This is a genomic window from Campylobacter sp. LR264d (assembly GCF_008633895.1).
Taxonomy (GTDB): Bacteria; Campylobacterota; Campylobacteria; order Campylobacterales; family Campylobacteraceae; genus Campylobacter_D.
In genome coordinates this window covers 43,840-56,453 of record NZ_VJNT01000016.1, presented here as the reverse complement: position 1 = coordinate 56,453, position 12,614 = coordinate 43,840, and the positions used below count along the sequence as shown (strand labels likewise).

14 protein-coding genes are annotated in these 12,614 nt (G+C 30.0%); 8 read left to right on the top strand and 6 right to left on the bottom strand.

Annotated elements, in window-relative coordinates; all coding sequences use genetic code 11:
• Window positions 1–12: 12 nt before the first annotated feature.
• The 8 genes from FMM56_RS08695 (at window position 13) to FMM56_RS03875 (ending at window position 7,155) form a co-directional block, all read left to right on the top strand.
• Window positions 13–846, top strand: coding sequence for a hypothetical protein (locus FMM56_RS08695; RefSeq protein WP_190319015.1), 834 nt, complete (start codon window positions 13–15; stop codon window positions 844–846).
• A 115-nt stretch (window positions 847–961) separates the two neighbouring features.
• Window positions 962–1,828 (top strand): substrate-binding domain-containing protein, encoded by an 867-nt coding sequence (locus tag FMM56_RS03905; protein WP_150140159.1) that lies wholly within the window; start codon window positions 962–964, stop codon window positions 1,826–1,828.
• 2 nt (window positions 1,829–1,830) lie between these two features.
• Window positions 1,831–2,676, top strand: coding sequence for a phosphate ABC transporter permease subunit PstC (pstC, locus tag FMM56_RS03900; protein WP_150140157.1), 846 nt, complete (start codon window positions 1,831–1,833; stop codon window positions 2,674–2,676).
• The gene (gene pstA, locus FMM56_RS03895) at window positions 2,673–3,500 is read left to right on the top strand and encodes a phosphate ABC transporter permease PstA (RefSeq protein ID WP_150140156.1); all 828 of its coding nucleotides are present in this window, start codon (window positions 2,673–2,675) and stop codon (window positions 3,498–3,500) included. The genes pstC and pstA overlap by 4 nt, the downstream gene beginning before the upstream one ends.
• Before the next feature lie 2 nt (window positions 3,501–3,502).
• Window positions 3,503–4,258 (top strand): phosphate ABC transporter ATP-binding protein PstB, encoded by a 756-nt coding sequence (gene pstB / locus FMM56_RS03890; RefSeq protein ID WP_150140154.1) that lies wholly within the window; start codon window positions 3,503–3,505, stop codon window positions 4,256–4,258.
• Window positions 4,258–4,806, top strand: coding sequence for a PhoU domain-containing protein (locus tag FMM56_RS03885; protein WP_150140152.1), 549 nt, complete (start codon window positions 4,258–4,260; stop codon window positions 4,804–4,806). The genes pstB and FMM56_RS03885 overlap by 1 nt, the downstream gene beginning before the upstream one ends.
• A 31-nt stretch (window positions 4,807–4,837) precedes the next feature.
• A complete protein-coding gene (locus FMM56_RS03880) occupies window positions 4,838–5,500 on the top strand; it encodes a response regulator transcription factor (RefSeq protein ID WP_150140150.1) in 663 nt (220 codons plus the stop codon).
• Window positions 5,497–7,155 carry a sensor histidine kinase gene (locus FMM56_RS03875; protein ID WP_150180368.1) on the top strand — a complete coding sequence of 553 codons (1,659 nt, stop codon included), beginning with the start codon at window positions 5,497–5,499 and terminating at the stop codon, window positions 7,153–7,155. The genes FMM56_RS03880 and FMM56_RS03875 overlap by 4 nt, the downstream gene beginning before the upstream one ends.
• On the opposite strand, the gene FMM56_RS03870 is transcribed toward FMM56_RS03875, so the two are convergent.
• The 6 genes from FMM56_RS03870 to nhaA (FMM56_RS03845) are packed head-to-tail and all read right to left on the bottom strand — an operon-like array spanning window position 7,144 to window position 12,503.
• Window positions 7,144–8,178 carry an ATP-binding protein gene (locus FMM56_RS03870; protein ID WP_150207841.1) on the bottom strand — a complete coding sequence of 345 codons (1,035 nt, stop codon included), beginning with the start codon at window positions 8,176–8,178 and terminating at the stop codon, window positions 7,144–7,146. The genes FMM56_RS03875 and FMM56_RS03870 overlap by 12 nt on opposite strands.
• Window positions 8,179–8,937: a type I methionyl aminopeptidase gene (gene map / locus FMM56_RS03865; RefSeq protein ID WP_150140144.1), complete on the bottom strand. Its 759-nt coding sequence runs from the start codon at window positions 8,935–8,937 to the stop codon at window positions 8,179–8,181. It lies immediately after the preceding gene.
• A gap of 9 nt (window positions 8,938–8,946) precedes the next feature.
• Window positions 8,947–9,687 (bottom strand): glutamate racemase, encoded by a 741-nt coding sequence (gene murI, locus FMM56_RS03860; protein WP_150207840.1) that lies wholly within the window; start codon window positions 9,685–9,687, stop codon window positions 8,947–8,949.
• Window positions 9,687–10,169 (bottom strand): C40 family peptidase, encoded by a 483-nt coding sequence (locus tag FMM56_RS03855; protein ID WP_150140141.1) that lies wholly within the window; start codon window positions 10,167–10,169, stop codon window positions 9,687–9,689. The genes murI and FMM56_RS03855 overlap by 1 nt, the downstream gene beginning before the upstream one ends.
• Window positions 10,170–10,191: 22 nt before the next feature.
• The gene (gene nhaA / locus FMM56_RS03850; RefSeq protein WP_150140140.1) at window positions 10,192–11,355 is read right to left on the bottom strand and encodes a Na+/H+ antiporter NhaA; all 1,164 of its coding nucleotides are present in this window, start codon (window positions 11,353–11,355) and stop codon (window positions 10,192–10,194) included.
• The gene (gene nhaA / locus FMM56_RS03845) at window positions 11,352–12,503 is read right to left on the bottom strand and encodes a Na+/H+ antiporter NhaA (protein ID WP_150140138.1); all 1,152 of its coding nucleotides are present in this window, start codon (window positions 12,501–12,503) and stop codon (window positions 11,352–11,354) included. The genes nhaA (FMM56_RS03850) and nhaA (FMM56_RS03845) overlap by 4 nt, the downstream gene beginning before the upstream one ends.
• Window positions 12,504–12,614 lie beyond the last annotated feature (111 nt).

Genomic DNA, 12,614 nt, shown 5'->3' with positions numbered 1-12,614 from the left:
TATAAGGATATAATGCAAAATAGAAATTTTGCCATTGCTGATTATGATAATAATGGCAAGATAGAAAATAAAGAATTTTATAGCCTTAAAAATTCTGTTAAAGACGTGGCTAAAAATCAAAATTTGAGTAGATTTTATGAAGCTGTTACTTTAAAAAAGGCGATAAGTACACAAGGATATCAAGCTTCAAGCCCTTATAAAGAAAGCATAAGTATAAATGGAAACTTAGATAGTAGAACTAAGCAAGGAAGTTTTAATTATTCAAGTTCTAAACAAAGCCTTAGCCTTGATGATTTGATAAATGAAAGCATAAGAATGGATAAAAATCTAGACGGGACAATCACTCGTTTAGAATATGTAGCAAATGGACAAAGTGATGAAAAGGGCTATGAAGAATGGGCTACAAAGGCTTTATATGAACTTTTAGATGAAGATTCAAGAAAGAAAATTCAAACCTTAGTAGTTGACCACGACCATACTATAACACAAGCCTTTGATGGAATGTATTCAGAAGATATTAGAAATTATTATGATAGCAATGGTTTAAGAAATCTTAGTGGGGCAAGTGGTTTAGGCTTAGAAAATTTAGCATCTCAAACTGATAGAATCGAAACAGAAAAAATTGATAACATGTTAGATACTGATTTAGTTGATGAAAAAGATAGTTTAGTTAATGAATTCCCTGAATTTAAAACCTTAATAGAAAATAATGAAAATATAAGTAGAAGTGAGCTTTTAAAGCTTAGAGAGCAAAACAAGGCTAGTAAAGAATATACTAAAAATTCCCAAGACAATTTACAAACTCAATTTAATAAGGCTATGTTTCAAACTGATTTAAACATTTAAATTTTCTTTCAAAACACATTTTTTCAATCTTTAAATTTTACAAATTTTTTACTTTTTTAAGTTTTTAATTTTACAAGTTTTTTTTACACTTAATTCAAAATTTAAAGGAGAAAAAATGAAAGTTTTTGACAAAATCGTAGCCGCTTTATTTGCCGTGCTTGTTGTAAGTGCGTTAAGTGCTATTAGTTTAACTTCGATGAAGGCACATCAAAGTGAAAATATACAAATTATTTCAAGAGAAGAAGGTTCGGGCACAAGAGGGGCCTTTGTAGAACTTTTTGAAGTTTTTGAAAAGATTAATAATAAAAAAATAGACAAAATTGACCAAAAAGCAGAGATTACAAATTCAACTGCTGTTATGATAACAAGCGTTGCAAATAACGAATCAGCCATTGGTTATATATCGCTTGGCACACTAAATAACTCGGTTAAAGCCCTTTTAATAGATGATATAAGACCAAGTGTGGCTAATATAAAAAACAAAGAATACACCATAGCTCGCCCCTTTAATGTAGTAACCATAAAGGAAAATGCTTTAATTAATGATTTTTTAAATTTCACTAATTCCTTACAAGCACAAGAGATTATAACCAAGGCTGGATATATTCCTTATGAAAGTAAAGAATACACGCTTACAAAGCCTAGTGGCAAAATCGTTATAGCAGGGTCAAGTTCTATAAGTCCTCTTATTGAAAAGCTAAAAGAGGCTTATCTAAAAGAAAATAAAAATGCCACAATAGAAATTCAACAATCTGATTCTTCAACAGGCATAAATTTAACCCTACAAGGCATAGCAGATATAGGAATGGTAAGTAGAGAATTAAGTCAAAGCGAGTTAGCAAAGGGTTTAAATACTCATATTTTAGCAATTGATGGCATAGCTATAATTGTAAATGTAAAAAATAAGATCAACAATCTTTCAAAGGCTCAAATCAAGGCTATTTTTGAAGGCAAAATCACTAAATGGAGTGAGTTAAAATAAATATGAATTTTAAGGAAAAATTTTTTCAATTTTTATTTTTATTTAGTGCCTTTTTATGCGTTGTAGCACTTTGTTTAATATGCTTATTCTTAGTGCTAAATGCTGTTCCAAGCATAGCTAAAATAGGCTTTTTTGATTTTATATTTGGGTCAATTTGGCGTCCAAGTGCAGAATTTTTTGGAATTTTTCCTATGATTATAGGAAGTTTGTATGTAACAGCCTTTGCTGTATTTTTTGGTACCATTTTAGGAATTTTATCAGCCATTTATCTAGCCTTTTTTGCTAGAGGTAAGATGAAATTTTTCTTAAATTCATCAGTAGAATTATTAGCAGGAATTCCTAGTATAGTTTATGGTTTTTTTGGACTTATCTTAATAGTGCCAATACTTGCAACTATACTAAATACTAGTGGCAAGGGCTTACTGGCTGCTTCTATTTTACTTGCTATTATGATTTTACCAACTATAATCTTAGTTTCAAAAACTAGCTTAGAAAGTGTAAGCCATACCTTTTTTGAAGCAGGTTTAGGGCTTGGGGCAAGTAAGGAAAGAGTTATTTTTTTCATTATGCTAAGGGCTGCAAAAAGTGGGGTTTTAGCAAGTGTTATTTTAGGGCTTGGCCGTGCTATAGGCGAGGCAATGGCTGTTATAGTAGTAGCTGGTAATCAAGCCATTATTCCACAAAGTATAAAAGATGGGGTTAGGACCCTAACTACAAATATAGTTTTAGAATTAGGCTATGCCACTGATTTACACAAAGAAGCCTTAATTGCGTCAAGCTTTGTTTTATTTGTCTTTATTTTATTAATTAATCTTTTATTTAGCACCTTAAAAAAGGCAAAAGTATGAAAAAAGATTTTCTTTCTTTGTTTTTAAATTTTATAGTGCGTTTATCAATGTGTGTAAGCATTGGTGTTTTTTTATTAATAGTGTTTTATATATTAATTAATGGGTTGCAACATTTAAATTTAAGACTCTTTGAACTTCATTATAATAGCGAAAATGTGTCTATGTTTTCAGCTATAATTAATACCTTTACCCTAATCATACTTTGCTTGTTAATTTGCACCACAGTAGCTATTTTTGGTGCAATTTTCTTAGAAGAATATGCAAACTCAAATTCCTTTTTTGTACGCTTAATAGTAGTAGCCACCGAAACACTAGCTGGAATTCCTAGCATAGTTTATGGTTTATTTGGGTATTTAGCCTTTGTGTTGTATTTAAATTTAGGACTTAGTCTTATTAGTGGGGCTTTAACACTTAGTATTATGATTTTACCTTTAATTTTAAGAAACACTCAAGAAGCCATAAAAGCAGTTGATGAGTCCTATAAAGAAGCTTCCTTTGGTTTAGGGGCAAGTAAATTAAGAACCATTTTTTGCGTAGTTTTACCTTGTAGTTTAAGTGGAATTTTAGCAGGTATAATACTTAGCATAGGCCGCATAATAGGAGAAAGTGCTGCCCTTTTATATACCTTTGGCACGGTGGCACAAACTGCGTTTTTAACAGATTCAGGACGTACTTTAAGCGTTCACATGTACGCCCTTTTAAGCGAAGGTCAATTTATAAACCAAGCTTACGCAACTGCTGTCATTCTTTTAATAATGGTTATTTGCATAAATTTTTGTTCTAATTATGTAATCAATCATTTTAACCCATTTAAAAAAGGATAATTATGGATAATATAAGCTTTGAGCTAAATAAGGTAAATTTATTTTATGCAAATTTTCATGCCTTAAAAAATATAAATTTAAAATTAATGAAAAATGAAGTAAGTGCCTTTATAGGACCTAGTGGGTGTGGAAAATCCACGCTTTTAAAAAGCCTTAATAGGCTAAATGATTTGATAAGTTCTTGTAGGATAGAGGGGCAAATTTTATTTAATCAAGAAGATATTTATAAAAATTACAATGTAAATTTGCTTAGAAAACGCGTAGGAATGGTATTTCAAAAACCTAATCCCTTTCCTATGAGTGTTTATGAAAATATAGCCTTTGGACCTAAAACGCATGGCATTAAGAAAAAGGCCTTGCTTGATAAGATAGTTCAAACTTGTCTGCAAAAGGCACATATTTTTGACGAGGTTAAGGATAGATTGCACAAATCAGCCCTTGGTTTAAGTGGGGGACAACAACAAAGATTATGTATAGCAAGGGCTTTGGCTGTTAAGCCAGAAGTTATTTTAATGGACGAGCCAACTTCTGCACTTGACCCTATTTCTACCTTAAAAATAGAAGATTTAATCAATGAATTAAAAACTCAATACACTATAATAATAGTAACGCACAATATGCAACAAGCTGCGAGAATTTCAGATAAAACGGCATTTTTTTTAATGGGTGAGATGATAGAATTTGGGGTTAGTAAGGATATCTTTTCTTCTCCTAAAAAACAAAAAACTCTTGATTATATTACAGGAAGGTTTGGATAATGCGTGATTTATACGAAAAAGAATTAAAAGATTTAAAAGATAAATTTGACAAAATGAAAGAATTAACTGACAATATTTTAAATGAAAGTCTTGATTTTAATTTAAAAGATGTAGCTAACATAAAAATAAAGCTAAAGCAGATTAAAGGGCTTGAAAAAGAACTTTTTCAAAATTGTAAATTACTTATCATAACCCAGCAACCAATCGCTAATGATTTAGAATTTATAACAAAGATTATGAAAGAAGCAGCGAAGTTAAAGGCTATTGCAAAGTCAAGTTTTAATTGTGCTAAGATTATTAACAAAACTCCAAAATCTTATTTTTTTAATATGCTTATTGATATGGCAAATATGCTTTTAACTATGCTTAAAGCCCATGAAAATAAAAACTTTGAAGAGGTTAATAGGCTTGAAAGTGCTATAAATTCACAATTTAAGCAGATAAAAAAGGAATTAATGCTACTTGCAGATAAAGAAAATGTTAGCTACTTATTTGAACTTTTACTTTTGTCAAAATATTTTGAAAAAATAGCTGATTATATTAAATAAGCTATAATTTTAAAAAATTTTGGAGTAAATTTTGATTTTTGTACTTGAAGATGATGAAAAGCTTTTAAATCTCATACTTTATGCCTTAAATTCAAGCAATCTACAAGCAAAGGGCTTTTCTACTCCCTTACAATTTTGGAAAGAATTAGAAAAACAAATACCAAAATGTATTATACTTGATATTATGCTACCAAATGAAAGTGGTTTGCAAATTTTAACTAAGTTAAGGACCATGAGTAAGACTAAACATTTACCTATAATGCTACTAAGTGCTTTAAGTACCGAACTTGATAAGATCACAGGGCTTGATATGGGGAGCGATGATTATCTAAGTAAGCCCTTTAGCACCTTAGAATTAATAGCTAGGATTAAGGCACTTTTAAGAAGAACTAGCGATGATGAAGTATTAAGTTACAAAGGCTTAAAATACTCAAAAAATACTCACTTGGTAAGCATTGATGATGAAAATATAACTTTAACTTTAAAGGAATTTGACTTGCTTGGCTTGTTAATGAAAAATTACGGGCGAGTTTTTAGTAGGGATGAGCTTTTAGAACTAGTTTGGGGCTATAATGTATCTTCAACTCGCACCGTGGATATGCATATTAATACCCTTAGATTTAAGCTTAAACAATATGGCAAGGCTATTAAAACAATACATGGACTTGGCTATAAATTTAGCATAGATGAATGAAGAAAAAAATCTTTTATGTAATCTTTTTTGGCATTATTAGCATACAAATTTTAAGCATTTTTGGCATAGTTTTCATAGTTGATAATCAAAAATTTACAAAATTAAAAGAACAAATAACCTTAATCACCCCAAAGGACATTGAAAAAATTTTAAATGATAATATGCAAATTTTAAGTCCTTATAGGCTTAGCATTATAAATTTAAAAGGAGAGGTTTTATACGATAATAAAGCTAGTATAATGGATAATCACTTAGGGCGGCAAGAGGTTGAAATTCTAAGCAAAAATTTAAACAATGAAAAGATTGTTTTTACTCAAAGAATTTCAAAGACTCTAAACATAGAAAGCCTTTATGCAAGTAAGCTTATTAAGATAAATTCAAATAAGCTTATATTAAGGGTAAGTCAAGAAAAGCCAAGTTTCTTCTTTGTTTTATTAAATTTAAGCACCTTTATAGGAATTTTTTTAATTATTTCTTTGATATTTAGCCTAATTTTAGCCTTAATGCTTAGTAAAAAAATCATAGCCCCTATTGAAAAAATCAATCTTTCAAATCCTATAAAAACAAATCCTTACCCAGAACTTGATATTTTTATGAAAAGAATTTTAAAACAAAAAAGCAAGATAAAAAAGCAGTTAAAAACCATAAAGGTTAAAAACAAAGAATTTGATATGATTGTTGATAACATAAGCGAGGGCTTTTTACTTATAAATTCAAATTTTGACATAATTTCAAGTAATTTTATAGCAAGAAAATATTTAAATTTAAACAATGCCTTAAATTTAAGCACTTTAACAGAGCTTAAAAATTTCAATGAAGAATTATTATATTTAATAAAACTTTGCAAGGATAAGGGCAAATTTACTCACAGCTTTGAATTTGAACTAAATGGGCGTTTACTTTTTGTATTGTCCTTGCCAGTTTATGTAAAAAATAATCTAAAAAATATCTTATTAATCTTGCTTGATAAAGGTGCAAACGATGATGAAGATTATAAAAGAAATTTTAGTGCAAATGTAACACATGAGCTTAAAACGCCATTATCAGTAATCATGGCAAGTAGCGAGATGCTTTTAAATAATCTTATAAAAAAAGAAGATGAAAAAAATTTCATTCAAAATATTTTCACAGAATCAAAGCGTTTGCTAACATTGATTGATAACATCTTGCTTTTGTCCTTTTTTGATGAAAATAAAATTGAGCTTAAAAAAACCCCTGTAAATTTAAGGCAAATTGTAGAAAATGTAAGCACAAATATACACTCACTAGCCCTTGAAAAAAATATAAAATTAGTGCTTAACTTAGAAGAGGTAGATGAAATTTATGGGCTTTCTTCTTTGATTGAGGATATGATTTATAATTTAGTAGAAAATGCCATTAAATACAGCTTTGAAAATAATATAGTTAAAATCACTTTAAAGCAAAGTAAAAATTTGATTTATTTAAGTGTTAAGGACAAAGGAATTGGCATAGCCTTAAAAGAACAAGAAAATATTTTTAAACGTTTTTACAGAGGCAATAATCAAAACGAGGGCAGTGGTTTAGGACTTTGCATAGTTAGTCACATTGCAAAACTTCACAAAGTACGAATTTCTTTACAAAGTGTTTTAGACAAGGGCACAAATATAAGCCTTATTTTTAACCTAAAAGCTTAATGCCCATTTATCAAAGGGGGCAATCTCAAATTTAACACCTCTTTCATAAAAAATTTCCTCGCTTGAAAGGGTAATAAAAATTATATGGAAAATATTAAGTTCTAAGGCCTTTGGTAAAATTTTTTTAATGCGAAGCTTGATTAAATCAATATCAAGGGTGGGAGTGGAAATATAGGCTATTTTAAGTTCTTTTGAATAAAAAGAAAAAAATTTATTATAAAAAAATTCAGTTTCTAGCTTAAAAAGTTCATTTAAAATAAGATTTTCAAACAAATGCGTAAAATCCTTTTTAATACAAAGGGCATTTTTAAAGCCAAAATCCCTAAAATAAAGCTTTTTAAGCCTTTTATCATCATTATAAATACTTTTTATAATAAAATTATTTTCAAGTTCTTTTACCTCTTTATAGACGCTGTCTTTTGAAGTTTTCGATATTCTTTTAAGCTCTAAAAAAAGCTTATTTATACTAAGTTTAAAGCCCAAATTCTTAGCTAAATATTTTAAAATTTCAAGCTGCAAGGGACTAAAGCTTTGCCTTAAAAGTTCTTGACTAAAAGATAAATTTGAACGACCGCTTTGTAAGTAAAGACCTAATAAATTTGCTATGGGTAAGTTTTTATTAATGCTAATAAATTCTTCAAAGTCTAAAAAATCTAAATATAACTCATTAAAATTTGCTAAGCTTAAATCATTACAAGTTGAACTAATGATAAGGGGTAAATTAAGGCTAGAAAAATCAAATTCTTCGTTTAAATTACACAAAAAAACTATTTTAATCTTATTGTTTAATTCTAAAAACTTAACTAAATTAAACAAGCTATTTTTTTCAAACCTTAAATCAAGCATATCTAAGAAAAGTACTTCTTCGCTTTTAAAAGTTGTAGCAAATTTTAGCATTAAGCTTTTTTTGCCACTATTTTTTGGACCCTTAATTAGAGTATTTTTAAATTCTAAATTTTGCTTTCTTTCATTAAAAATATCAAATTTAGGTGGATTTTCATAAAAAAAAGCAAGATTTTTCATTTAACTTTGAGATAAAATTTCAGCCCGTCCATTAATAACAGCTACGCAGTGTTCATAGTGTGCGGTATTTAAGCCATCCACACTTCCTGCGTTCCATTTTCCCCTATAATGCTTTGGAGTGCCATCCTTTTGACAAATCATAGGCTCAATGCAAAAAACCATACCATTTTTAATCTTCGGTCCAGCCTTAGCATTTACTCCCTTTTCTAAATAATTTAAAATTTCAGGTTCTAAATGAGGCTTATGTCCTATGCCATGCCCACAATAACCACGAAGTGGCACAAAACCCCTTTTAGTAATAAACTCACCCAATGCAGCAGAAAGTTCTTTAAAACGCAAACCCTCTTTTATAAAGTCTATACCATAATAAAGGGCATCCTTTGCACAAGCAATTAATTTTTTATTTTCTTCTGAAATTTCACCTATACCAATGGTCCTTGCTGCATCGCCATAATATCCATCTATAACGCTTCCTATATCAAGCCCTACTATATCTCCATCTTTTAAAATGCTATCATCAGGGATTCCATGTATACAAATTTCATTTAAAGATATGCAAATAGCACCTTCAAAGCCATAAAGCCCCTTAAATGCGGGTTTTGCTCCTTGACTTAATATAAATTCTTCTGCCATCTTATCAACTTGCTTTAAACTCATACCCACTTTTATCTCTTTTTCTAAATAATCAAGCGTACGGGCTACTATTTGATTAGCCTTTCTTATCTTTTCAATCTCAACTGGTTTTCTTAGTTCTATCATTTTTTATCCTTAATTTAGCCAAATTTTAGCAGTATTTTTAAGACTTTTAATATCACTTGAAGCGTAAAATTCAAGCCTTGCTTTGTATTTTAAACTTTGTAAATTATTATGAGTTTTTAAAAACTCAACTATAGCCTCTCCTGAATGAATCAATCTTGTTTTTTTCCCAAAATATTCTTGTAAGGACTTTGAAAGCAAAGGAAAATGCGTACAAGCTAGTATTAAAGCATCGGGGCTTTTAATATCTTTAAAATAGTAATTAAAGGCACTTTGAAGTAATTCCCCACTAAAAATTCCATCTTCTACCATAGGCACAAAAAGCCCTGTAGCTAAGGCTTTTACATTGTTAAAACCTTCTTTTTTTAATCTTTTTTGATATTCTTTTGAATTTATAGTGGCCTTTGTAGCTATTACTAAAATTTCTTTGTTTTTATCGCTAATTACCTTTTTTGTCGCCCAAACTCCAGCATCAATTACCCCATAAACGCTAAAATTTGCCCTGTCTTGCAAGGCCTTTAAAGCATAAGCACTAGCTGTGTTACAAGCGATAATTAACATTTCAATATTAAATTTATTAAAAAATTCCAAGGCCTCGAGGCAAAATTTTATAATAGTATCCTTATCTTTCACCCCATAAGGCACCCTAGCAGTATCACCATAATAAATAATCTCATCAAACAACCTAGCCTCGTACAAGGATTTTAAAACGCTAAGTCCTCCAACCCCACTATCAAAAACGCCAATTCTCATTAACGTTTAGCCACATAACTTTTAAAATTCACTCGTCTAGCCCCGATATATCTTTTTTTCCAATAATCCGAATTTAAAGAAACCTCTTTTACCCCACCCTTTGTAGAAAGATGAACAAATTTAAAATCACTTAAATAAATGCCTACATGCATACCATTTGGACCTCTGCCTGTCCTAAAAAAGACTAAATCACCTGTTTGAAGATTTTGTTTAGAAACCTTTGAACCAGCTTGATACTGCATTGTGGTATTGCGTGGAATGGCTGTATTAAATTCAGCAAACACACTTTGAGTAAAGCCAGAACAATCAGAACCTTTTTTTGTCTTACCACCTAAAACATAAGGCGTTTTTTTCCAACCTGATGCTATATTTTTAATCCTTGATTCAAGTAAGCTTTGAGTAGCATCAGTACTAGAATTTTGATAAAAACTACAACCTGAAATAAAAAATCCAAGCAAAATCACCAAAACATAATGTTTCATTTGTCCCCTTTAAAAATTAGTATTAACGATTTGCAAAAAATTTCAAATAAATATAGCCAAAAATGCCCGAACAAAACGAGGCTATAAGTATGGCTAAATTATCTGCATAATTAAAGATATCACTCACCTCATAAGCTAAACCATCTATAAACAAACTCATAGTAAAGCCAATACCTGTTAATATACATACCCCATAAAGTTGTTTTAAATTTGAATCAACAGGTAATTGTGCCATTTTAAATTTAATAGCTAAATAAGAAAAGGCAAAAACACCTACTTGTTTTCCTATGAAAAGCCCTAAAAATATACCTATGCTTACGCCTGAAAATAAGGATTTTATATCTATGTGAGAAAGATTAACCCCGGCGTTTGCAAAGGCAAATAGTGGTAAAATTATAAAGGCTGTCCAAAACCTTAATCCATGTTCTATTTCTTCTAAAAAAGGTCTTCCATCCTTTCTATACATAGGTATAAAAAATGCTGTAATAATACCTGCTAGGGTCGCATGAACTCCACTTTTTAAAACGCTTACCCATAAAATCAAAGAACAAATAAAATAAAAGGATTTTCTAGTTATACCAAATAAATTTAAAAACAACATAGCAACTATGGTACAAGCCACTACTATAAAGGCTAGTGTTGAAAGCTGGGTTGTATAAAAAATAGCTATGATTAAAATAGCCCCCACATCATCAAAAATAGCTAAGGATAATAAGAAAATTTTCAAAGAACTAGGAAGACTTTTTCCTACCATTATCAAAATAGCTAGAGAAAAAGCAGTATCAGTAGCAGTAGGGATTGCCCAGCCTCTAAGCGTGTAAGAATCACCAACATTAACTATGGAAAAAATCAAGGCAGGTACTAAAATGCCTCCAAGTGCTGCCATAAAAGGTAGGGTAATATTTTTTGGATTTTTAAAATCCCCTTCTAAAAATTCCTTTTTTAATTCAAGTCCTATGCAAAAGAAAAATATAGAGATTAATCCATCATTTATCCACAATAAAAAGGGTTTATTAAGCTTAAATTCACCTATATTTACGCCCACATCTAAATTTAAAAATTCCCTATAATATACATTATAAGAACCGTTTTGTACAAGTAAGGCTAAGATAGTAAAAATAATTAATAGCACTCCACCAAAGGCTTCATTGCTAACAATATTTTTAAATTTTAAAAAGATATTCATCTAACTAGCTTTAAATAAACATAACCAATAATTGCACTAATAAAACTAGCAAGTAATATAGCAAGTCTATCAGCATGACCATAAATATCGCTATTTTGATAAGCAAGGGCGTCTATAAACAAACTCATAGTAAAGCCTATGCCTGTTAATATACAAATTCCATAAAATTGTCTATATCTAACATTATCTGGCATTTTTGCAAGTTTAAATTTAATAGCTAAATAAGAAAAAATAAAAACGCCTATTTGTTTTCCTACAAAAAGACCTAATAAAACGCCTAAACTTACAGGGGCAAAAAGGGTACCCAAAGACATATCTCTTAAATCAATACCAGCATTTGCAAAGGCAAAAAGTGGAAGTATAAAGTAATTTACCCAAGGCGTTAAACTGCCCATAACCCTATGCAAATAAGATTGGCCTCCTTTTGTATCAAGTGGTATAAAAAGGGCGATTATTACACCGGCTAAGGTTGCATGAACCCCACTTTTAAGCATGGCTACCCATAGACAAACGCCTACTAGTACATAAAGTGAAAGATGAGTTACATGAAAATAATTTAATAAAAATAAAAAGAAAATACACATTAAGGCAATTATCAAGGCAAGGGCTGATAATTTGCTTGTGTAAAAAAGGGCGATTATAATAATAGCACCCAGGTCATCAAAAATAGCTAAGGAAAGTAAAAAAAGCTTTAAGCTTGTTGGAATTCTACGTCCTAAAAGTAGTAAAATTCCAACAGCAAAGGCTATATCAGTAGCAGTAGGGATTGCCCAGCCTTGCATAGCAAAGCTATCTTTAAAATTAATCACAGCAAAGATTACAGCAGGCATTATCATTCCACCAAGTGCCCCAAAAATAGGCAAAGAAACAGAGCGTATATTTTTTAATTGCCCTCTTAGAATTTCATATTTTAATTCAAGTCCTATAGATAAGAAAAAAATAGCGATTAAACCGTCATTTATCCATAAATCAAGAGGCTTTGTTACATTAAAATGTTCAAAACCCACGGTGAAATTTTCACGCAAAAAATCAGAATAAATAGCACTTAGAGAAGAGTTTTTGCAAAGTAAGGCCAAAATGGTAAAAAAGATTAGCAAAATTCCAGGAAAAGTCTCGTGCAAAATAAGATTTTTAAATGCTTGCCTCATAAGATCTCCTTTGTGTGAAAATTAAATTTTTTAAGATTATTTAAAAGTAATTTTCATTATAGCAAAAAAACATTAAAAAATACGAAGTTAAGGGCTAATAATCGTAAAAAA